Consider the following 22,062-nt stretch of genomic DNA (forward strand, 5'->3'; position numbering starts at 1 on the left):
ATGAGTGTATTTATTAATAAAAATACGAGAGTAATTGTTCAGGGGATTACCGGTTCAACCGCATTATTCCATACAAAACAAATGATTGAGTATGGAACAAATATCGTTGGCGGTGTCACACCTGGAAAAGGTGGAACTGAAGTAGAGGGAGTTCCTGTATTTAATACTGTATCTGAAGCAGTACAGACAACTGGAGCAAATGCTTCTGTTATCTATGTACCAGCACCATTTGCAGCAGACGCCATTTTAGAGGCTGTTGATGCAGAAGTGGATCTAGTGATTTGTATCACAGAACACATTCCAGTTCTGGATATGGTTAAAGTGAAACGCTATATGGAAGGTAAGAAGACAAGACTTGTTGGACCGAACTGTCCTGGTGTGATTACACCTGAAGAATGTAAAATTGGCATCATGCCTGGCTACATTCATAAAAAAGGTCATGTTGGTGTTGTGTCTCGTTCTGGAACGCTTACATATGAAGCGGTACATCAGCTTTCAGAGGCTGGTGTTGGTCAATCAACAGCTGTAGGAATTGGCGGCGACCCTGTCAATGGTACGAACTTTATTGATGTATTAAAAGCCTTCAATGAAGATCCTGAAACGCATGCTGTGATCATGATTGGTGAAATCGGCGGTACTGCTGAAGAAGAAGCAGCTGAATGGGTAAAAGCAAATATGACCAAGCCGGTTGTTGGCTTTATTGGCGGTAAAACAGCGCCTCCAGGAAAACGTATGGGACATGCTGGTGCCATTATTTCTGGTGGTAAAGGAACTGCTGATGAAAAAGTAAAAACAATGCGTGAATGTGGAATTGAAGTGGCAGAGACACCATCTGTCATGGGAGAAACCTTAATTAAAGTGTTAAAAGAGAAGAATCTCTTCGAAGCTTGTAAAACGCATTAATGACACAAGAAGACTTGTTCTTTGACAAGTCTTCTTCTTTCTATCTTAAACTGGAGGAATGGTATGTACAACGTGTCCGAAAGAATGATTTTTCACCGCTTAAAAGGCCTCATCTCACCCTCTTTGTTAACAAAATGGTGGAAAGTCGATCCTGAGCTATATATAAATGAAGAAACACATCATTTCAAACAGGATCGATCATTACAAAAGATCGACTTTACCCGCTTACAACAAGCTGAAGAAAATGAATTCCCCATTTTTCAACACATCGTTCAAGCCTATTTAAAGCAAAATATTCACATGATTCCCATCACATCACCTTTATATCCCAGCTCACTAAAACACATTTATGATCCTCCCCCAGTATTATTCCTAAAAGGAAACGTTACCTATTTAAATGAAGAAAAAAGTTTAGGTGTAGTAGGTACACGAGTGCCATCCTCTTATGGAGAAGCGTGCGTGAAGAAAATTGTTGGAGAACTTGTAGAGGAAGATTGGATGATTGTGAGCGGTTTAGCAAAAGGAATTGATGGACTTGCACACAAAGAGTGCATAAGAAAAAAAGGAAAAACGATTGGTGTTGTAGCTGGCGGCTTTCAACATGTATATCCAAAAGAACATGTGCAAATGGCTCAATATATGGGAGAACATCATTTACTGTTGTCAGAGCACCCGCCTTATATCAAACCAGAAAAATGGCATTTTCCAATGAGAAACCGATTAATTAGTGCCCTGACAAGAGGAACCATCGTGGTCCAGTGCAAAGAAAAGAGCGGTTCGCTTATTACAGCCTACCAGGCATTAGAGCAAGGAAAAGAAGTGTTTGCTGTTGCAGGATCGATCTTTGATTCTAATTCTATAGGTCCAGCTAGATTGATTCAGCAAGGTGCCAAGCTTGTTCATTCAACGAAGGATATTTTAGAGGAATTCTCCTTGAGCGGTGTTCAATATACTGAACTCACATAAAAATATCGTTTGACAAAAGACATCGGAATATTTAATAATAGTGAGGATTTAAGTTTACACTTTGTTTTTCGTGTTTATAATGATGTTCATCATAAAGAATTTTTAACGATTGCCTGTTAGATAGGTGCAATTAACATAAATATAAATTTGTGAAATGGATAAAGAGAGAACACCTCTTAAGGGGGATTTTGAGTATGGCTGATTATTTAGTCATCGTTGAGTCGCCAGCAAAGGCGAAAACGATTGAGCGTTATTTAGGAAAAAAGTATAAAGTAAAGGCTTCAATGGGGCATGTAAGGGATTTACCGAAAAGTCAGCTTGGTGTTGACACTGAGCATGACTTCGAACCGAGATATATTACGATTCGAGGAAAAGGTCCAGTCTTAAAAGAATTAAAAACAGCAGCGAAGAAAGCAAAAAAAGTATATCTCGCAGCTGACCCCGACAGAGAGGGAGAAGCGATTGCTTGGCATTTAGCCCACAGCCTTGACCTTGACCTCTCTTCAGATTGCCGCGTTGTCTTTAACGAGATTACAAAAGATGCAATTAAAGATTCCTTTAAACATCCACGTATGATCGATATGGACTTGGTTGATGCGCAGCAGGCAAGACGGATTTTAGATCGTCTCGTTGGATATAAAATCAGCCCGATTTTATGGAAGAAAGTCAAAAAGGGTTTAAGCGCCGGTCGTGTTCAATCAGTTGCACTCCGCCTGATTATTGACCGCGAGAATGAAATTAATGAATTCAAACCAGAAGAATACTGGACAATTGATGGCACCTTCCTAAAAGGGAAAGAAAGTTTTGAAGCGAGTTTCTTTGGCGTAAATGGCAAAAAACATCCGCTAAAAACAAAAGAAGATGTAAAAGAAATCCTTGCGAAATTAAAAGGAAGCAAGTTTTCTGTTGAAAAAGTGACGAAAAAAGAACGTAAACGCAACCCAGCTGTTCCGTTTACAACATCTACCTTACAACAAGAGGCAGCGAGAAAACTAAACTTCCGTGCGAAGAAAACGATGATGATTGCACAGCAATTATATGAAGGAATTGATCTTGGTAAAGAAGGTACAGTAGGTCTCATTACATATATGAGAACGGACTCAACACGTATTTCCAATACGGCAATTGAAGAAGTATCTGCTTTCATTGATCAAACGTACGGCAAGAATTTCTTGAATACAACAAAACGTACTGCCAAAAAGAACGAAAATGCACAGGATGCTCACGAAGCCATCCGTCCGACTTCTACGCTAAGAAAACCAGCAGATGTCAAACACGTGCTAAGTAGAGATCAGCTTCGTCTTTATAAATTGATTTGGGAACGTTTTGTGGCAAGCCAAATGGCACCAGCTGTTCTTGATACAATGAGTGTGGATCTTGAAAATAACGGGCTTACTTTCCGTGCAAATGGAAGTAAGGTGAAATTCCCTGGATTTATGAAAGTATATGTTGAAGGGAAGGACGACCAGTTAGAAGAAAAGGACAAAATGCTTCCTGATCTGAAAGAGGGGGATACCGTTCTTTCAAAAGATATTGAACCAGAGCAGCACTTCACGCAGCCGCCTCCACGTTACACTGAGGCAAGACTTGTCAAAACCCTTGAAGAGCTAGGTATCGGCCGCCCATCGACGTATGCACCAACATTAGATACCATTCAAAAGCGCGGCTACGTGGCACTTGATAACAAACGGTTTATTCCAACAGAGCTTGGAGAGATTGTGCTCAACTTAATTATTGAATTCTTCCCTGAAATCATTAACGTAGAATTTACTGCGAAAATGGAAAAAGAACTTGATAGCGTTGAAGAAGGTACGATTGAATGGGTACGCATTATCGACAGTTTCTATCAAGATTTTGCAAAACGGGTAGAAAAAGCAGAAGCAGAGATGCAGGAAGTTGAGATTGAGCCTGAATACGCCGGAGTTGATTGCGAAGAGTGTGGTCATCCAATGGTGTACAAAATGGGGAGATACGGTAAGTTCATGGCATGCTCTAATTTCCCTGACTGCCGTAACACAAAACCAATTGTCAAAGATATTGGTGTCAAATGCCCGACTTGTCACGAAGGAAATATCGTTGAACGGAAATCTAAGAAGCGCCGCATTTTTTACGGTTGCGATCGTTTTCCAGAGTGTGAATTCGTTTCTTGGGACAAACCAATTGAAAGAAAGTGTCCAAAATGCGAAAATATGCTTGTAGAGAAAAAGCTGAAAAAAGGCATTCAAGTTCAATGTGTGAACTGTGATTATAAAGAGGAACAACAAAAATAGCGGTGAGCAGCCTTGTTCACCTGCTTTTTTATGTCATCAAATAGAACTTACGAAATAGGAGAGTTGTACAATGAGTCAATTTGTAAATGTGATCGGAGCAGGTTTAGCAGGAAGTGAAGCGGCATGGCAAATTGCCAAGCGCGGAATTAAAGTCCATCTGTATGAAATGAGACCTGTCAAACAAACACCAGCTCACCACACAGATAAATTTGCGGAGCTCGTATGCAGTAACTCATTGCGTGCGAATGCTTTAACGAACGCAGTCGGTGTTTTAAAGGAAGAAATGCGTCATTTAGATTCAGCAATCATCGCAGCAGCAGATGAAAGCTCGGTTCCTGCTGGTGGAGCGCTTGCAGTAGATCGTCATGAATTTGCAGCTAACGTCACAGACCGCGTGAAAAATCACCCGAATGTGACGGTCTTTCAAGAAGAAGTGCAAAGCATTCCAGAAGGTCCGACGATTATCGCAACGGGTCCTCTTACATCAGAAGCACTTTCAAAAGAATTAAAATCTTTAACAGGTGAAGAGTATTTATATTTCTACGATGCAGCAGCGCCTATCCTCGAGAAAGACAGCATCGATATGGATAAAGTGTACTTGAAATCACGTTATGATAAAGGGGAAGCGGCTTATTTAAACTGTCCGATGACAGAAGAAGAATTCGATCGTTTTTATGAGGCGCTCATTTCTGCTGAAACTGTGCCGTTAAAAGAGTTCGAAAAAGAAATCTTCTTCGAAGGCTGTATGCCCATTGAAGTCATGGCCAAAAGAGGAAAAAAAACCATGCTCTTTGGCCCGATGAAACCAGTTGGACTTGAAGATCCAAAAACAGGAAAAAGACCTTACGCTGTTGTTCAATTAAGACAGGATGATGCAGCAGGTACTTTATATAATATTGTTGGTTTCCAAACACATCTAAAGTGGGGCGATCAAAAGGAAGTATTCCGTTTGATTCCAGGTCTTGAAGAGGCAGAGATTGTTCGCTATGGTGTGATGCACCGTAATACATTTATTAACTCGCCAAGCCTTCTAAAACCGACGTATCAATTTAAAAATAGAGATGACTTATTCTTTGCCGGACAAATGACTGGTGTTGAAGGATATGTTGAGTCCGCGGCTTCAGGACTAGTGGCTGGAATCAATGCAGCTCGTTTTGTTAAAGGAGAAGAGCTTGTGACACTTCCAGAAGAAACAGCGATTGGCAGTATGGCTTACTACATCACATCAACAAACAAGAAAAGCTTCCAGCCGATGAATGCAAACTTTGGATTGCTGAAAGATCTTGGCGTTCGAATTAAAAACAAACAAGAGCGCTATGCAGAGTACGCTAAACGCGCAATCGAAACTATTCAAACTATTTCGAAATCTCTGTAGTAAAACATTGCACGGAAAGCAAGATATGTGATACCATTTAAAAGCCTTAAAGAGGTGTAAAAATGACAGATAAACAGCGTCTTGTCCACTTATTCATTGAATATTTGCAGATTGAAAAGAACTATTCAGCTTTAACGATCTCAGGTTATACTGAGGCGATTGAAGAGTTTGTCAGATTTATGAACATTCAAGGAATAGACGGTTTTGAAGAGGTATCCTATCAAGATACGAGAATTTATTTAACAGAAGCTTATGAAAAAGGCCTTACAAGAAGAACGATTAGTAAGAAAGTCTCTGCACTTCGCAGCTTTTATAAATTTTTATTAAGAGAACAGCTTGTGAAAGAAAATCCTTTTTTACTCGTTAGCTTACCAAAGCAGGATAAGCGAATTCCTTCATTTTTGTATGAAGAGGAACTAAAAGAGCTATTTACAGTTTCTGATGTAAATACACCGCTTGGTCAAAGAAATCAAGCCATTTTAGAACTACTTTATGCAACAGGTATGAGGGTCAGTGAGTTATGTTCATTAAAAGAATCTGATCTTGATTTATCGATGGATACAGTGCTTGTACATGGGAAAGGCAGCAAACAGCGGTATGTACCTTTCGGATCTTATGCACATGAAGCGCTCTCCACATATTTAGAGGATGGAAGGCAGAAGCTGAAAGTGAAGGGAAAGGATCGTGCTGATTCACATGTGTTTTTGAATCAGCGCGGAGCTCCTCTTACAGATAGAGGCGTTCGATTCATTCTAACTGAATTAATGAAAAAGGCGTCTGGCACATTACATATCCATCCACACATGTTAAGGCACACCTTTGCTACGCATCTTTTAAACGAGGGAGCGGATTTAAGAAGTGTTCAAGAACTTCTCGGTCACTCAAATTTATCATCAACACAGGTGTACACGCATGTATCAAAAGATTCTTTAAGAAAAACGTACATGTCTCATCACCCAAGGGCTTTTAAACGATCCTAAAAGGAGGTTTTTTCATGTCATCATTTCATGCAACCACAATCTTTGCCGTTCAACATAAAGGAAAAAGTGCGATGGCTGGAGACGGTCAAGTCACTTTTGGGCAGGCTGTCGTCATGAAACACACAGCAAAAAAAGTGCGCCGTCTTTTCGGAGGCAAAGTACTCGCAGGTTTTGCTGGTTCAGTTGCAGATGCATTTACACTCTTTGAGAAGTTTGAAACGAAGCTTGAAGAATACGGTGGTAACCTAAAACGAGCAGCTGTAGAACTGGCGAAAGAATGGCGAAGTGACAAGATGCTCAGACAGCTTGAGGCCATGCTTATCGTCATGAATAAAGAAAGCATCCTGCTCGTATCTGGAACAGGAGAGGTCATCGAGCCAGACGATGGCATTTTGGCTATCGGGTCAGGCGGCAACTACGCGCTTAGCGCCGGGAGAGCACTCAAAAAACATGCAGGTGACCATCTCTCAGCTCGAGAGATTGCAAAGGCGGCTCTTGAAACGGCCGGAGAAATCTGTGTCTACACGAACGATCAAATCACTTTAGAAGAGCTTGAATAGAAAGGACATGAGACGTATGGAGAAAAAGCCGTTCACCCCAAGAGAGATAGTTGAAAAGCTCGATCAGTACATTATTGGTCAGCTTGATGCGAAAAAAGCAGTGGCGGTGGCTTTAAGAAACCGTTACAGAAGAAGTCTTTTACATGATAAGCTAAAGGATGAAGTCGTTCCTAAAAACATCTTAATGATTGGTCCGACAGGTGTGGGGAAAACAGAAATTGCCCGCAGAATTGCAAGGATTTCTGGTGCACCTTTCATTAAAGTGGAAGCGACGAAGTTTACTGAAGTTGGATATGTCGGACGTGACGTAGAATCAATGGTCAGAGATTTAGTGGAAACAGCAATCAGACTAGTCAAAGAAGAAAAAATGAAGGATGTTCAAGAAGAAGCGGAAAAACAAGCAAACAAACGGCTTGTTCATCTACTTGTTCCTGGAAAGAAAAAAAGTCAGTCTGTGAAAAATCCTTTTGAGATGCTGTTTGGTGGTTCTGATGCTGATGAAAGTGATCGAGATCACTCAAGTGAAGAAGTAGAGCTTGAGTCGACGAGAAAACGCATTGCGCACCAGCTGGCGATGGGTGAACTTGAAGACCATTACGTCACGATTGAAGTTGAAGAGCAGCAGCCTTCCATGTTTGATATGCTTCAAGGCTCGGGTATGGAGCAAATGGGTATGAACATGCAGGATGCGCTTAGCAATCTCATGCCTAAAAAGAAAAAACGCAGAAAGCTGACCGTCAGAGAAGCGAGAAAAGCGTTAACTGCTGAGGAAGCTTCAAAACTGATTGATATGGATGAAGTCGGTCAGGAAGCCGTGCAAAAAGCAGAGCAGCAAGGAATCATCTTTATCGATGAAATCGATAAAATTGCCAAAAGCGGTGGTGCATCGTCTGCAGATGTTTCTCGTGAAGGGGTTCAACGTGATATTTTACCGATTGTAGAAGGTTCCACTGTGATGACGAAGTATGGGGCTGTGAAAACAGATCATGTTCTATTTGTAGCAGCAGGCGCTTTTCATATGGCGAAACCCTCGGATTTGATTCCAGAGCTTCAAGGGCGCTTCCCAATCCGTGTAGAATTAGATAAATTAAGTATAGAAGACTTTGTGAAAATCTTAACGGAACCAGATAACGCGTTATTAAAGCAATATAAGGCTTTACTTGAAACAGAAGGTATATCTCTTGAATTTTCTGACGATGCTATTCATAAGATTGCCGAAGTGGCTTATCACGTCAATCAGGAGACGGATAACATCGGTGCAAGAAGGCTTCACACCATACTTGAGAAGCTGCTAGAAGAGCTCTCATTTGAGGCGCCTGATATTACAATGGAAACAGTGACTATTACCCCTCAGTATGTAGAAGAGAAGCTAGGAAAGATTGCAAATAACAAAGACTTAAGTCAATTTATACTTTAACAAATGAATAAAGTAATCTAGGAGGATCATTATTATGGCGTTACTACAAAAAACAAGGATTATTAACTCGATGCTGCAAGATGCAGCGGGGAAACCGGTTAATTTTAAAGAAATGGCAGAAACACTGAGAGATGTCATTGATTCAAACATTTTCGTATTAAGCAGAAGAGGGAAGCTTCTTGGCTACTCCATTAACCAGCAGATTGAAAATGCACGTATGAAAAAAATGCTGGAAGATCGTCAGTTCCCTGAAGAATATACAAAAAGCTTATTCAATGTCCCTGAAACATCTTCAAACCTTGACATCAACAGTGAGTACACAGCTTTCCCGATTGAGAACCGTGATTTATTCCAATCAGGTTTGACAACGATTGTGCCAATCATCGGAGGCGGAGACCGCTTAGGGACGTTAATCCTTTCTCGTTTGCAAGATACATTCACAGATGATGATTTAATTCTTGCTGAATACGGCGCAACAGTTGTTGGAATGGAGATTCTTCGCGAGAAAGCGGAAGAAATTGAAGAAGAAGCAAGAAGTAAAGCGGTTGTTCAAATGGCGATCAGCTCTCTTTCATATAGTGAGCTTGAAGCGATTGAGCATATCTTTGAAGAACTTGATGGAAACGAAGGGCTGCTTGTGGCAAGCAAGATTGCTGACCGTGTAGGAATCACTCGTTCAGTGATCGTAAACGCACTTCGTAAATTAGAAAGTGCAGGCGTTATTGAATCTCGTTCTCTTGGAATGAAGGGAACATACATCAAAGTATTAAACAACAAATTTTTAATTGAACTTGAAAATTTAAAATCTCACTAATCAAAAAACCCTTTTCGGCCGAAATAAACGCTGAAAAGGGTTTTTTTGTATAAAAAAAGAGGATTTGTCCGAAAAATGACACTCTTTTTTCCAAGAAACCCCTTACAATTCTGTAGTGCTTTGAATCTAGGTCTTTATACCTATTCGTAAAATAGATATATATTACGAGTTTTTTTTACAATTACATCATAGACTTTAATCCTATTATTTCTTACAATGAACATATGGTTTTACAAATCTCGACATGATTAAATGGAATGAAATACATATGATTGGAGGTATATGGTTTTGGATATATTTTCTGGAACGATAAGCAACCTTGAGAATGCCTTGGGCAGAGCGAATGTTAAGCAAAAAGTCATAAGCAATAATATCGCGAATATAGACACACCGAACTACAAGTCTAAAAAAGTTGCATTCCACGACATGCTAAATGATGCGTCAATCAAATTAGATGCTAAAAAAACATACCAAGGTCACATTGATTTTTCTAAAACAGGGTCTAATTATTCAGTTGTTTCGAGTAACCGTACTTCTTATCAAGAAAACGGAAATAATGTCGATATTGATCAAGAGATGAGTGAACTCGCTAAAAACCAAATTCAGTATAATGCGTTGGTTGAAAGAATGAGCGGAAAGTTCAATTCTCTTAAAACAGTTTTGACAGGAGGTAAGTGATGTCAATTTTTTCAGGCGTTAACGCTTCGGCCTCAGCATTAACAGCACAGAGGCTCAGAATGGACGTTGTATCCTCGAACCTTGCGAATATGGATACAACAAGAGCTAAACAGGTTGATGGCAAGTGGGAGCCTTATAGACGCAAGCTCGTCACATTACAGCCGTCAGGTGAATCATTTTCATCTATATTGAACTCAAGCATGAATTCGAGCGGCAAATTAGGAAACGGCGTCAAAGTAACAAAAATTACTGAAGACGAAACTCCATTCAACCTTCAATATGATCCTACAAATCCCGATGCCAATGAAAATGGATATGTTCAAACACCAAACGTTGATCCATTAAAGGAAATGGTTGATCTCATCAGCAGCTCAAGGTCATATGAAGCAAACGTGACTGCGCTGAATGCGAATAAAAGCATGCTGATGAAAGCTTTAGAAATAGGAAAGTAAGGTGAAAAGAATTGGTTAACGCAATATCTCCTTTCCAGCTTCAAACCGCTCAGCAAGCAAGTGAATTGACGAATGCGTCGTCTGTGCAGGCGGCTGCACCTAAAAGTCAAACGAATTTCTCTGATGTGCTGAAGAATTCCATTGAGGCATTAAATCAATCACAGCTGAAATCAGACCAGTATACGAATGCTCTCGCACAAGGGAAAGATGTCAATCTCGATGAAGTCATGATTGCTTCACAAAAAGCGAGTGTGACACTCACAGCTGCAACCGAGTTTCGGAATAAAGCAGTCGAAGCGTACCAAGAGATTATGAGAATGCAGATGTAGGAGGTGCTGGTGGACAAAAAATAGACTGAATGGAATGACCGGGGGTTAAGATGAATCGTACTTTAATGCAATTAAGAACAAAAACAGTTGAGTTTTGGCGAAATCGATCAAAATTACAAAAAATACTCATGATTGGCGGCGTAGCTGCCCTAGCAATCATTATTACGGTTGTTAGCATCTTTGCTTCTTCTGAAAAAATGGTTCCGTTGTTTAGAGATTTGTCTGAGGCAGAAGCAGGACAAATCAAACAGGAACTGGATGGCAAAAACGTTAAATCGGAACTTGCAAATAACGGAACGACGATTTTAGTTCCAGAAAAGCAAGCAGACACTTTAAAAGTCACACTCGCATCAGAAGGACTTCCTAAAACGGGGAATATTGACTACTCCTTCTTTGCGAACAATTCCGGCTTCGGTTTAACAGATAATGAATTTGATGTTCTGAAAGTAGACGCAACTCAGACAGAACTATCCAATCTGATCAACACGATTGATGGGATTAAAGATTCAAAGGTTATGATTAACCTGCCAAAAGATTCCGTTTTTGTTGGAGAAGAGCAAAGTAATGCATCAGCATCAATTGTGCTGCAAGTTCAACCAGGCTACACGCTTACTCAGCAACAAGTAAAAGGCCTTTATCATCTTATTTCAAAAAGTGTACCGAATTTAAAAACAGAAAACATTGTCATTATGGACCAAGATTCCAACTACTATGACTTAAACAGCAGCTCAGATTCCTATGCAAGTGGAATGGATGCACAGCAGCAGAAAAAAGAGGAGATTGAAAAGAATCTTCAACGAAAAATTCAACAGCTGCTTGGAACGATGATGGGTCAAGAGAAAGTTGCCGTATCGGTCACTACAGACATTGATTTTACTGAAGAAAAAAGAAAAGAAGATCTTGTCGAACCAGTTGATCAAGAAAACATGCAAGGAATTGCTGTCAGCGCTGAAAAGATTGCTGAAACTTATTCAGGTAATGGCGCAGCAGCTGGAGGCACCGCTGGAACAGGTGACGATGATGTCACAAATTATCAAGGTGCCGATGGAACGAATGGAAGCGGAGATTACGAAAAGAGCGAAGATCGTATCAATTATGAAGTCAACCGCATTCATAAAGATATCAAAGAAAGTCCTTATAAAATCAGAGACGTTGGCATTCAGGCACTAGTTGAACCGCCTACTGCAAACGATCCGAACTCATTAACTGCTGAAAGGCAGGATGATATCAAAAAAATTCTTTCAACCATCATCAGTACATCGATTGATAAAGAATACACAAACGGTCAAGCACTCACTCAAGCTGACTTAGATAACAAAATCGTTTTATCTGTATCAAAATTAGACGGTAAACAGCAAACGGCAGCAGAAAACCCTTCAAACAATATTCCGATTTGGGTTTATATTGTTGGCGGTGTGCTACTACTCGCCATTATCGCTCTCATCATTCTTCTCGTACGTAAGCGAAGAAAAGAAGAGGAAGAAGAGTTTGAGTTTGATGAACGTACACCAATCCATGTTCCTGATATCGATACTGAGCCAGAAACAGAAGAAATGGTGAGAAAAAATCAGCTTGAAAAAATGGCAAAAGATAAACCAGAAGACTTTGCTAAATTGCTACGCAGCTGGCTGTCCGAGGATTAGGAGGAATACACATGTCGAGAAAAGATCCAAATCGACTAACAGGCAGACAAAAAGCAGCAATCCTAATGATTTCCTTAGGGCTAGACGTGTCAGCATCTGTATACAAACATCTGTCTGAAGACGAAATAGAAAAATTAACATTAGAAATTTCAAATGTAAGAAGTGTAGATACTGCTAAAAAAGATGAGATCATCGAAGAATTTCACAGCATTGCCATCGCGCAGGACTACATATCACAAGGCGGCCTTATGTACGCAAGACAAGTGCTTGAAAAAGCGCTTGGTGAGGACAAAGCGGACAGCATCTTAAATCGCTTAACATCCTCACTTCAAGTGAAACCATTTGATTTTGCTAGAAAGGCTGACCCAGAGCAAATTTTAAACTTTATCCAGCATGAGCATCCACAAACCATTGCGCTCATTCTTTCCTACCTAGATCCAGTACAGGCTGGACAGATTTTATCTGAGTTAGGCGAGGAAGTACAAACCGAGGTTGCAAGAAGAATTGCTTTAATGGACCGCACATCTCCAGAGATCATCAATGAGGTGGAACGTATTCTTGAACAAAAGCTCTCTTCAACCTTTACGCAAGATTATACCCAAACGGGCGGAGTCGAAGCGGTAGTCGAAGTCCTGAATGGTGTAGACCGTGCAACGGAGAAAACCATTTTAGATACACTGGAAATTCAAGATCCTGAGCTTGCTGATGAAATTAAGAAACGTATGTTTGTCTTTGAAGACATTGTCACTCTTGATAGCAGAGCCATTCAGCGCGTGATTCGAGATGTTGAAAATGACGATTTACTACTTGCACTCAAAGTGGCAAGCGAAGAAGTCAAAGAAATTGTCTTCCGCAACATGTCGCAGCGTATGGTCGAAACGTTCAAAGAAGAAATGGAGTTTATGGGACCTGTCCGGCTTAGAGATGTCGAGGAAGCACAGACTCGTATTGTCAGCATCGTAAGACGACTTGAAGAGGCTGGAGAAATCGTCATAGCTCGAGGTGGAGGAGACGATATCATTGTCTAGGATTATCAAACATGAAACATCTGTTATTCCTGAACAAGGCCGTCAAACCATTCCCTTGCAGCAAGTGGAATTCAAAAGAGAACATCACGAAGAAGAGCTTGTCAACGAAACAGAAGCATCTCAACTTGTATTAAGTGATGCACAAGATGAAGCAAGCCGTATTTTAGAACAAGCAAATCGTGAGCTGGAACAAACAATGGCTGAAATCAATCAGCGGCGAGCTGATTTTGAAGCAGAAAGAGTACAGCTCATTGAAGAAGCGAAACAAACAGGATATCAAGATGGTTTTCAAAAGGGCGAAGCAGATGCGACTTTACAGTATCAATCGATTCTTGATCAAGCGAATGACATTGTCAGCCTTGCAAAGCAGGACTATGAAGCAAAAATTGAAAGCTCTGCTGAAGAAATTGTCGAACTTGCCTTTGAGCTCGCTAAACGAGTATGGAATGCAGCTGAGGATACAAAAGAACAATTTTTAACGCTAGTGAAGCAGGTCATTTCAGAAGTGAAAGAATATGACGATATTTCCATCTATGTCGACCCTGCACATTACGAACATGTGATGGAATATAAAGACGAATTAAATAGAATCCTTCAAAAGAATACACATCTTGCCATTTACTCGGATGAAAAAGCACCAAAAGGTACTTGTTACGTCGAAACAAGCTTTGGAAAAGTGGAAGCGAGTGTTGATACCCAAATGAATCAGTTAAAAGAAAAGTTATTAGAAGTCATTGATTCAGGTGATCACAAATGAACATAGATGTGCTAAAAGAAACGATTGAAACCGCCGATCCTTATAAACGTTTTGGTAAAGTCAATCGAGTTGTTGGACTGATGATCGAGTCCAAGGGGCCAGAAAGCTCAATCGGTGATGTATGTCTTATTCACAAAAAAGGGAGTAAGAATCATCCGATCAAAGCAGAAGTCGTTGGTTTTAAAGATGAAAACATTCTGCTCATGCCCTATGTAGAAGCCTCTAACATCTCACCAGGCAGTCTTGTTGAAGCAACAGGTGAGTCGTTAAAGGTCAAAGTAGGAACTGGTTTAATCGGGCAGGTTGTTGATGCCTTCGGTGATCCACTGGACGGCAGCATGCTTCCTAAAGGACTTGCACCTGTCTCAACAGAACAATCTCCTCCAAACCCGATGGACAGACCGCCTATTCGTGAAAAAATGGGCGTTGGTGTCAGAGTGATCGACAGCTTGCTCACAGTCGGCACTGGTCAAAGAATTGGCATATTCGCGGGAAGCGGTGTTGGTAAAAGTACCTTGATGGGGATGATTGCCAAGCAGACAGAAGCGGATCTCAATGTCATTGCACTTGTTGGAGAGCGTGGACGTGAAGTTCGCGAGTTTATCGAAAAAGATTTAGGAGCTGAAGGACTGAAGCGTTCGATTGTTGTTGTCGCAACTTCAGATCAGCCCGCACTGACAAGATTAAAAGCAGCCTATACAGCAACAGCTATTGCCGAATATTTCAGAGACAGAGGAAAAAATGTCATGTTTATGATGGATTCTGTCACAAGGGTCGCCATGGCACAGCGGGAAATAGGACTTGCAACCGGTGAACCGCCAACAACAAAAGGATATACGCCTTCAGTGTTCGCTATACTGCCAAAATTGCTAGAACGAACTGGTACAAATCAACTTGGTTCCATCACAGCGTTTTACACAGTGCTTGTTGATGGTGACGATATGAATGAGCCGATCGCTGATACAGTGCGGGGGATTTTAGATGGCCACATAGTACTTGATCGTGCATTGGCCAACAAAGGACAGTTTCCAGCTGTCAATATTCTGAAAAGTATCAGTCGTGTCATGAGTAATATCGCAAGTCATGATCATAAGGAAGCGGCTAACCGGTTCCGCCAGCTTTTATCCACATATCAAAACGCTGAAGACCTCATTAACATTGGAGCATATAAAAAAGGCTCCTCTAAAGATATTGATGAGGCTATGCAAGCTTACCCACAACTGATTTCATTTTTGAAGCAGGACGTTGAAGAGGCTGTATCGATTGAAGACAGCGTGAGGATATTGCTCAGTTTGATGAATAGAGAGGATTGACAAAAACAGTGAGATATCAATACAAATTTCAAAAGCTCTTAGAATTGAAAGAAAGTGAAAAAGACAAATCACTCGCAGCGTATCAACAATCCGTTTCGGCATTTGAGCAAGCCGCTGAAAAACTCTATGAAAATATGAGTAAAAAAGAGCTAATGGAAAAGAGCAAAGAAGAAAAGCTGAGAAGTGGGATGAGTGTTCAAGAAATGCGTCATTACCAGCAATTTGTGACGAACTTAGATAACACCATTCATCATTATCAGCAGCTTGTGATCATGAAACGCCATCAAATGAATGAAAAACAATCTGATTTAACAGAAAAAAATATTGAGTTTAAAAAGTTTGAAAAAATGAAAGAAAAGCAATTTGAAAAGTTCTCCCTTGAACATAAGGCAATTGAAATGAAAGAAATGGATGATATCTCTATCAGCCAATTCATGTTTCAAGGACATTAGGAGTCGAGATGAATGCCTAAGAAGGAAAAAACAAAGGAATCAAGTGGCGGCGGTAAATTTCAATGGATCTTGTTTATTGTCATTATCCCATTGGTTGTGCTTGTGATCGTGACGGGCACAATCCTTTATATGGCGGGTTATGATCTAAAGAAACCGCTCCAAAACATTCCGGGGATTAGCAGCTTGGTTGGATCAGATGACACATCAAAAACGTCATCTTCAAATAACGATCAACGTGATACAGAGTTGAAAGCGTTGAAAAAGACGATTAAAGAACAAGAGAATGAACTTGAAATTGCTCAAAAAGACTTGAAGACAAGTGATGAAGAGATTAAACGATTGAATCAAAAAATCAATTCACTTGAAAAAACATCTGATAAAGAGAACACGTCAGCAAGTGACAGTTCATCAAACAGTACATCATCAAGTAATAACGCATCAGGATCTTCCTCTGATTCGTCAGCATCTTCTAATCAGCAATCAAAAGGAAAGGTCGCCAGCATTTATGAAAGCATGGATGCAGGGAAATCTGCCAAAATTTTATCAGAGCTAAGTGATAAAGAAGCTTTGAAGATCCTTGAAGAGCTGAGTAAAAATAAGCTGACGGACATATTAGCAAAACTGACACCTCAGAAGGCAGCAACGTTCACGAAGGAGCTTGCCAAAAAAGAAGAAAGTGAAAATGGGGGTGGACAATAAGTGAAGCTATTGGACATTGGAGCCTTACAGCAATCTTCCCAAAGTCTCTCGGGACTAAAGGGAGAGGGGGCAGTATCTGCTCGCGGCCTGTTTAAACAATTGTTAAATGGCGCAGGTATTCAAAGTGGTCCAGCTATTTCTCAGCCAGCGGAAATCACTCTATCCATGAATGATGCGATGCAAATCATTGAAAGATGGATGCAATCACCTGAAGAAGGAATAGATGGAGATCTTCTTGCGGCACTTCAGGCGCTGCAAGGTCAAAAGCTTGAAGGGGCTGACTTAAAGTCACTTGAAGAGCTATTTCAAAAGATGGAATCGGTTATCTATGGCGATCAGGATGAGAAGCCAGTTGCTGAACATAGTGAACAGCTCATACAAGTCCACTTTTTCTTATATCAAATACTGAATCAGCAGCCGGTGAGCTTTGATGCAAAACTTGTACAGGATATTCAAGCAAAAGGTGAAGATTTCATCAAGTTTCTAACGAAAAACGGAGCAGATGAAAAGCTCATTCAACAAGTAAAAGAGCAGTTCTTCTCGCAAGGATCGGCACCTAAGCTGAATAATATGTCGCAAAGCGAGCTGAAACACTTTAATCAGTTAATCGATCATATGATGGCGAATGCGAAAGGGTCAGATAAAGAATGGAAAATTTCCTTAGGAGAGTTAAAAGAAATGGTTGCTCCAAGGCAAGAATCTTCCTTCTCATCTCCAGCAAAAGGTGCTGCCTCACTTGAATGGCTTATGAAGAAAGAAGTCATCAAAGGTCAAGGCACTGCGGCACCTGCTTCTGAAAAAACAATCACCCATACGCTGCTTCCAGGGCATAAACAGTTTTTCCAACTGCAATCAGCTGCTCCTATGCAGCAGACGCAAACAACTGACGAAAAGCCAGGCACGGTTGATCAGCAGATTTTAAATACGTGGAAACAAATGAAGTTCACACCATTTGGCAATTCAAGCGGACGGTTTACCGTACGATTAAATCCAGAAAATCTCGGGTTTATTACCATCCAGCTAACGAAACAAAACGGGATGTATGCGAGTAAAATTACAGCTTCAACGCAAGCAGCTAAAGAGCTGCTCGAGCATCATCTGCCGCAACTCAAGCAGGCGCTACCGAATATGTCGGTTCAAGTTGACCGTTTCCATATACCGCTTCAGTCAAATGAGCAGCCGTCTTTTGGACAATTTAATGAGGAAGGCAAGCAGCAGCCATCAAAAGGACAAAGTTTCCAGCAGCCTGATGAACAGGAAGCTGAATTCCAAGATGTACTAGATGCGCTTGTTGGATCAGAAGAAGAAGAAGAGGAGGAGATCTAATGGCAACTGTTGATGCGACGAATAGAACAGCCGCACAAGCGGACACTTCTTCAAACGCAGCAAAGAAAACAGATACACTTGGCCGAGATCAGTTCTTGAAAATCTTGCTTACGCAGCTTCAAAACCAAGATCCGACAAACCCGATTGATGACCGTGAGTTTGTCACACAGCTTGCAACATTTTCTTCTTTAGAACAGCAAATGAATATGAATGAATCAATCACCAAAATGAATCAGATCATGTCTACATTTGTTGCACACCAAGATCCATTTACGACATATGTAGGCTGGATTGGTAAAGAAGTAGCGGGTAAACAAGATGATAAAGACATATCTGGCACTGTGAAGTCTGTGAAAAACATAAACAATGAATACTTCCTATATTTAGAAGATGGAACGAAAATCAGCCCTTGGGACGTTACAACTGTTGGAGAAAAATCGTAAGCAAATCGAGGAGGAAAATAAATGTTACGCTCACTTTACTCAGGAATTAGTGGAATGAAAAACTTCCAATCAAAATTAGATGTTGTAGCCAACAACGTAGCCAACGTCAACACACACGGATACAAAAAAAGCCGTATCACGTTTAAAGATATGGTCAGCCAAACCATTGGAAGTTCTGGTGGGCCAACGAACAACTCTGGTTCAATCAACTCAAAGCAAATTGGTTTAGGGTCATCTTTATCTTCAATCGATAAAATCATGTCAGCGGGATCTTCTCAAAATACAAATGAACCTTACGACTTCTATATCAATGGAGATGGGTTTTTCCGTATTGAAGTTCAAGGAGAAGTTCTTTATACAAGAACAGGAAATTTCGACACTGATTCAGAGGGAAGCTTAGTCACCCCTGATGGAAATTATCTACTTGGAATGAATGGACAAAAGATAACGATTCCAGACGGTGTTTCAAGTGTAAGTGTTGGTCCAGATGGAACGATTTCGGTTGTTGAAAACAATGTATCAAGAACCGTTGGTCAAATATCACTCGTATCTTTCCGTAACGCAGGAGGGCTAGACAAAGTTGGTGACAACCTTTACCGCCAAACGTTAAGCTCAGGTGCTCCAAGTAATCCAATCGTACCAGGTGAACAAGGAACGGGCGTCGTCCAAACAGGTAAACTTGAAATGTCAAACGTTGATTTAACAGATGAGTTTACAGAAATGATTATCGCACAGCGTGGATTCCAATCGAATGCAAAGACGATCACAACATCTGATGAAATTCTGCAAGAACTTGTGAATCTGAAACGATAGGAGGTAGGAGGAGCGGTTTATCGCTTCTCTGCTTAATATGATTGAAGTGACAAGATTAAATGGCAAAGGATTTATGCTCAACGCTCTCCATATCGAGCAAATCGAAAGCTTTCCAGACACGACCATTACACTCGCCAATGGAAAGAAATTCGTTGTGAAAGAAGATGAAGAGCAGCTTCAGGAGAAAATCATTTCTTTCTATAGAAAAATCCAAGTCATTTCATTGAATCAAGGAATAGAGGAGTTTGAATGAAGAAGAAATTAGTCGTAGTAATGCTAATCATGATTATTGCTATCGTCGGAATTGGAGCAGGTATTGTCTTTCTGGTGAATGGGTCAGACGAAGCAAAAGCAGAAAAAGAGCCAACAGCAGATGAAGTCGTAAAAGCTTCTGTTGAAATTCCTGAGATTGTGACCAATTTAAAATCTGAAGGAAATGCGGTCAAACTTGTACTAAATATTGAAACAGATTCAGAAAAAGCCAAAGAAGAGCTTGAAAAAAGAAGCTTCCAAGTGAAGGATGCTGTGATCGACATTTTATCAGACACGAATGCAGATGAACTTGATGGCAAAAAAGGCAGAGAACATTTTAAAACACAGGTCAAAAACAAAGTGAATAACTATTTGCAAGATGGCAAGGTGAAAGAAGTTTATATAACCTCCTTTAATCTGCAATAGAGGCGATTAATTGACACGATGGAGGTGAAGAAATGTCAGGAGAAGTGCTTTCCCAGAATGAGATCGATGCATTATTATCCGCCATATCAACAGGCGAAATGGATGCAGAAGAGCTGAAAAAAGAAGAAACGACGAAAAAAGTGAAAGTGTATGACTTTAAACGTGCACTGCGCTTTTCAAAAGACCAGATTCGAAGTTTAACAAGAATTCATGATAACTTCGCTAGACTGCTTACCACACACTTTTCAGCGCAGCTAAGATCATATATTCAAATTTCTGTCAGCTCGGTTGACCAAGTGCCATATGAAGAATTTATTCGTTCGATTCCTAATATGACATTATTAAACTTATTTTACGTCAGCCCGCTTGAAGGAAGAATCATGCTTGAAGTGAACCCAACGATTGGCTATGCCATGATGGATAGGCTGATGGGTGGGATTGGCATTAGTCATAATAAGACAGAATCACTGACAGAAATCGAAACAAAGATTATCTCAAACATGTTTGAGGGAGCTTTGGAAAACTACAGAGAAGCGTGGCAGTCCATAACCGACATCGAGCCAGAAATGGCAGATTTCGAGGTAAATCCCCAGTTTGTTCAAATGGTGTCACCAAACGAAACAGTTGTCGTCATTTCTCTTAATACACAAATTGGTGAGGTAAGCGGGGTTATTAACCTCTGTATTCCTCACGTAGTATTAGAGCCTATTATTCCGAAGCTGTCTGTACACTACTGGATGCAATCGGAACGAAATGAACCGAAACAAGAAGAAACAAAGGCCATTGAAAAACGGATTATGACGGCGAAAATACCGGTAGTCGCAGAGCTTGGACAATCGGAAATGACGGTGGAAGAGTTTTTGAATTTGGAAATTGGTGATTGTATTGCCTTGGACAAACCAGTAAATGCGCCTCTTACTGTTATGGTCGGAAATAAACCGAAATTCTTGGGACAGGCCGGCCGCGTGAATCGGAAACAGGCGATTCAAATTCTAGATCACGACATAAGAGGTGAAGAAGATGGAGAATAACGGAAGTAAATTATCACAAGATGAAATCGATGCGCTCCTTAAAGGAGGCAGCAATGACGATATAGAGCCTGATACACTCCTTTCTGCAATGGAACAAGATGCCATTGGGGAAATCGGAAATATATCATTTGGAAGCTCTGCAACAGCACTTTCAACCCTATTAAGTCAAAAAGTGGAGATTACAACTCCAACTGTCACAGTGATTCAAAAAAGCAAGCTGAATGAGGAATTTCCTCATCCGTATGTCGCAATTGAAGTGAATTATACGGAAGGCTTCAGCGCTAGTAACTTGCTTGTCATCCAGCAAACCGATGCGGCAGTCATTGCGGATTTAATGATGGGCGGAGATGGAACAAATGCTGACCCGTCGTTAAGTGAAATTCACTTAAGTGCAGTACAAGAAGCGATGAACCAAATGATGGGTTCAGCAGCGACGTCCATGTCAACAGTCTTTAATAAAAAGATTGATATTTCTCCGCCTCGCGTTGAGCTGCTTGATGTGAAAGAAGGAGAAGGCACAGACCGCATTCCAGCTGAAGAGATGCTTGTCAAAGTGTCCTTTAGATTAACGATAGGTGAACTCATAGATTCAAATATTATGCAGCTTTACCCTATTACGTTTGCGAAAGATTTGATTGCAGAATTAACAGACCCAGCGGAAGAAGAGCCGGTTCAAGAAGCACCTCAGAGTGCACCTGAACCACAGCAGGCTGCTCCGCAAGCACAATCTGCTCCTATGCAGCAATCGGCACCGCCGAAAAGACAGGCGAAGCCAAAGCCGGCAGAACCTGTCAATGTGGCGCCAGTTGAATTTGAGGCATTTAGTGAGCCTCAGCATACAACAAGTCAGCTCGGTAATCTTGATATGCTGATGGATATTCCACTTTCCATTACAGTGGAGCTTGGAAGAACGCAGCGCAGTGTGAAAGAAGTACTTGAACTTTCCGCTGGAAGTATCATTGAACTGGACAAACTTGCAGGTGAGCCAGTCGACATTCTGGTCAACAAACGAATCGTCGCCAAAGGAGAAGTTGTTGTCATTGATGAGAACTTTGGTGTGCGTGTGACTGACATTTTAAGTCAGTCTGAAAGACTTTCTAATTTAAAATAAACAAACATATAGGGAGAGAATAAG

General features: G+C 40.8%; 24 protein-coding genes. All 24 read left to right on the top strand.

Features of this window, described 5'->3' with window-relative positions:
- The 24 genes from sucD (at position 1) to fliY (ending at position 22,038) form a co-directional block, all read left to right on the top strand.
- A complete protein-coding gene (gene sucD / locus V7L95_RS14660; protein ID WP_007499624.1) occupies positions 1-903 on the top strand; it encodes a succinate--CoA ligase subunit alpha in 903 nt (300 codons plus the stop codon).
- 63 nt (positions 904-966) lie between these two features.
- Positions 967-1,869, top strand: coding sequence for a DNA-processing protein DprA (dprA, locus tag V7L95_RS14665; protein WP_017367240.1), 903 nt, complete (start codon positions 967-969; stop codon positions 1,867-1,869).
- Positions 1,870-2,063: 194 nt separating this feature from the next.
- Positions 2,064-4,139: a type I DNA topoisomerase gene (topA, locus tag V7L95_RS14670; protein WP_046526653.1), complete on the top strand. Its 2,076-nt coding sequence runs from the start codon at positions 2,064-2,066 to the stop codon at positions 4,137-4,139.
- 70 nt (positions 4,140-4,209) lie between these two features.
- The gene (gene trmFO / locus V7L95_RS14675) at positions 4,210-5,514 is read left to right on the top strand and encodes an FADH(2)-oxidizing methylenetetrahydrofolate--tRNA-(uracil(54)-C(5))-methyltransferase TrmFO (protein WP_007499618.1); all 1,305 of its coding nucleotides are present in this window, start codon (positions 4,210-4,212) and stop codon (positions 5,512-5,514) included.
- A 62-nt stretch (positions 5,515-5,576) separates the two neighbouring features.
- Positions 5,577-6,494, top strand: coding sequence for a tyrosine recombinase XerC (xerC, locus tag V7L95_RS14680; RefSeq protein ID WP_007499616.1), 918 nt, complete (start codon positions 5,577-5,579; stop codon positions 6,492-6,494).
- 14 nt (positions 6,495-6,508) lie between these two features.
- Positions 6,509-7,054 carry an ATP-dependent protease subunit HslV gene (gene hslV / locus V7L95_RS14685; RefSeq protein ID WP_007499614.1) on the top strand — a complete coding sequence of 182 codons (546 nt, stop codon included), beginning with the start codon at positions 6,509-6,511 and terminating at the stop codon, positions 7,052-7,054.
- A 16-nt stretch (positions 7,055-7,070) separates the two neighbouring features.
- Positions 7,071-8,471, top strand: a complete 1,401-nt coding sequence (gene hslU, locus V7L95_RS14690) for an HslU--HslV peptidase ATPase subunit (protein ID WP_008344818.1) — start codon at positions 7,071-7,073, stop codon at positions 8,469-8,471.
- A gap of 34 nt (positions 8,472-8,505) precedes the next feature.
- On the top strand, positions 8,506-9,285 hold the full coding sequence (gene codY, locus V7L95_RS14695) for a GTP-sensing pleiotropic transcriptional regulator CodY (RefSeq protein WP_007499612.1): 780 nt from the start codon (positions 8,506-8,508) through the stop codon (positions 9,283-9,285).
- A gap of 288 nt (positions 9,286-9,573) precedes the next feature.
- A complete protein-coding gene (gene flgB, locus V7L95_RS14700; protein WP_017359092.1) occupies positions 9,574-9,963 on the top strand; it encodes a flagellar basal body rod protein FlgB in 390 nt (129 codons plus the stop codon).
- Positions 9,963-10,415: a flagellar basal body rod protein FlgC gene (gene flgC, locus V7L95_RS14705; RefSeq protein WP_007499610.1), complete on the top strand. Its 453-nt coding sequence runs from the start codon at positions 9,963-9,965 to the stop codon at positions 10,413-10,415. Before flgB ends, flgC begins: the two co-directional genes overlap by 1 nt.
- An 11-nt stretch (positions 10,416-10,426) precedes the next feature.
- The gene (gene fliE / locus V7L95_RS14710; protein ID WP_007499609.1) at positions 10,427-10,744 is read left to right on the top strand and encodes a flagellar hook-basal body complex protein FliE; all 318 of its coding nucleotides are present in this window, start codon (positions 10,427-10,429) and stop codon (positions 10,742-10,744) included.
- A gap of 50 nt (positions 10,745-10,794) precedes the next feature.
- Positions 10,795-12,387 carry a flagellar basal-body MS-ring/collar protein FliF gene (gene fliF, locus V7L95_RS14715; protein ID WP_017359091.1) on the top strand — a complete coding sequence of 531 codons (1,593 nt, stop codon included), beginning with the start codon at positions 10,795-10,797 and terminating at the stop codon, positions 12,385-12,387.
- Positions 12,388-12,398: 11 nt separating this feature from the next.
- Positions 12,399-13,415 carry a flagellar motor switch protein FliG gene (gene fliG, locus V7L95_RS14720; protein ID WP_008344808.1) on the top strand — a complete coding sequence of 339 codons (1,017 nt, stop codon included), beginning with the start codon at positions 12,399-12,401 and terminating at the stop codon, positions 13,413-13,415.
- A complete protein-coding gene (gene fliH, locus V7L95_RS14725; RefSeq protein ID WP_017359090.1) occupies positions 13,408-14,172 on the top strand; it encodes a flagellar assembly protein FliH in 765 nt (254 codons plus the stop codon). The genes fliG and fliH overlap by 8 nt, the downstream gene beginning before the upstream one ends.
- Positions 14,169-15,485 carry a flagellar protein export ATPase FliI gene (fliI, locus tag V7L95_RS14730; protein ID WP_008344803.1) on the top strand — a complete coding sequence of 439 codons (1,317 nt, stop codon included), beginning with the start codon at positions 14,169-14,171 and terminating at the stop codon, positions 15,483-15,485. Before fliH ends, fliI begins: the two co-directional genes overlap by 4 nt.
- Before the next feature lie 8 nt (positions 15,486-15,493).
- On the top strand, positions 15,494-15,937 hold the full coding sequence (gene fliJ, locus V7L95_RS14735; protein ID WP_024720352.1) for a flagellar export protein FliJ: 444 nt from the start codon (positions 15,494-15,496) through the stop codon (positions 15,935-15,937).
- A 12-nt stretch (positions 15,938-15,949) separates the two neighbouring features.
- Positions 15,950-16,636 carry a MotE family protein gene (locus tag V7L95_RS14740; RefSeq protein WP_017359089.1) on the top strand — a complete coding sequence of 229 codons (687 nt, stop codon included), beginning with the start codon at positions 15,950-15,952 and terminating at the stop codon, positions 16,634-16,636.
- Entirely contained in the window at positions 16,637-17,962 is a 1,326-nt protein-coding gene (locus tag V7L95_RS14745) for a flagellar hook-length control protein FliK (protein WP_017359088.1), read from the top strand.
- A complete protein-coding gene (flgD, locus tag V7L95_RS14750) occupies positions 17,962-18,405 on the top strand; it encodes a flagellar hook assembly protein FlgD (protein WP_017359087.1) in 444 nt (147 codons plus the stop codon). Before V7L95_RS14745 ends, flgD begins: the two co-directional genes overlap by 1 nt.
- 21 nt (positions 18,406-18,426) lie before the next feature.
- Positions 18,427-19,218 carry a flagellar basal body rod protein FlgG gene (gene flgG / locus V7L95_RS14755; RefSeq protein WP_017359086.1) on the top strand — a complete coding sequence of 264 codons (792 nt, stop codon included), beginning with the start codon at positions 18,427-18,429 and terminating at the stop codon, positions 19,216-19,218.
- A 37-nt stretch (positions 19,219-19,255) separates the two neighbouring features.
- Complete coding sequence (locus tag V7L95_RS14760; protein WP_008344794.1) at positions 19,256-19,471, top strand: flagellar FlbD family protein; 216 nt, start codon at positions 19,256-19,258, stop codon at positions 19,469-19,471.
- Positions 19,468-19,896: a flagellar basal body-associated protein FliL gene (gene fliL / locus V7L95_RS14765; protein ID WP_007499592.1), complete on the top strand. Its 429-nt coding sequence runs from the start codon at positions 19,468-19,470 to the stop codon at positions 19,894-19,896. Before V7L95_RS14760 ends, fliL begins: the two co-directional genes overlap by 4 nt.
- Positions 19,897-19,928: 32 nt before the next feature.
- Positions 19,929-20,927: a flagellar motor switch protein FliM gene (gene fliM, locus V7L95_RS14770; RefSeq protein WP_008354483.1), complete on the top strand. Its 999-nt coding sequence runs from the start codon at positions 19,929-19,931 to the stop codon at positions 20,925-20,927.
- On the top strand, positions 20,917-22,038 hold the full coding sequence (fliY, locus tag V7L95_RS14775; protein ID WP_007499588.1) for a flagellar motor switch phosphatase FliY: 1,122 nt from the start codon (positions 20,917-20,919) through the stop codon (positions 22,036-22,038). The genes fliM and fliY overlap by 11 nt, the downstream gene beginning before the upstream one ends.
- Positions 22,039-22,062 lie beyond the last annotated feature (24 nt).

The sequence above is a fragment of the Bacillus sp. PPSBB_11 genome, from assembly GCF_038023285.1.
GTDB classification, from domain to species: domain Bacteria; phylum Bacillota; class Bacilli; order Bacillales; family Bacillaceae; genus Bacillus; species Bacillus altitudinis.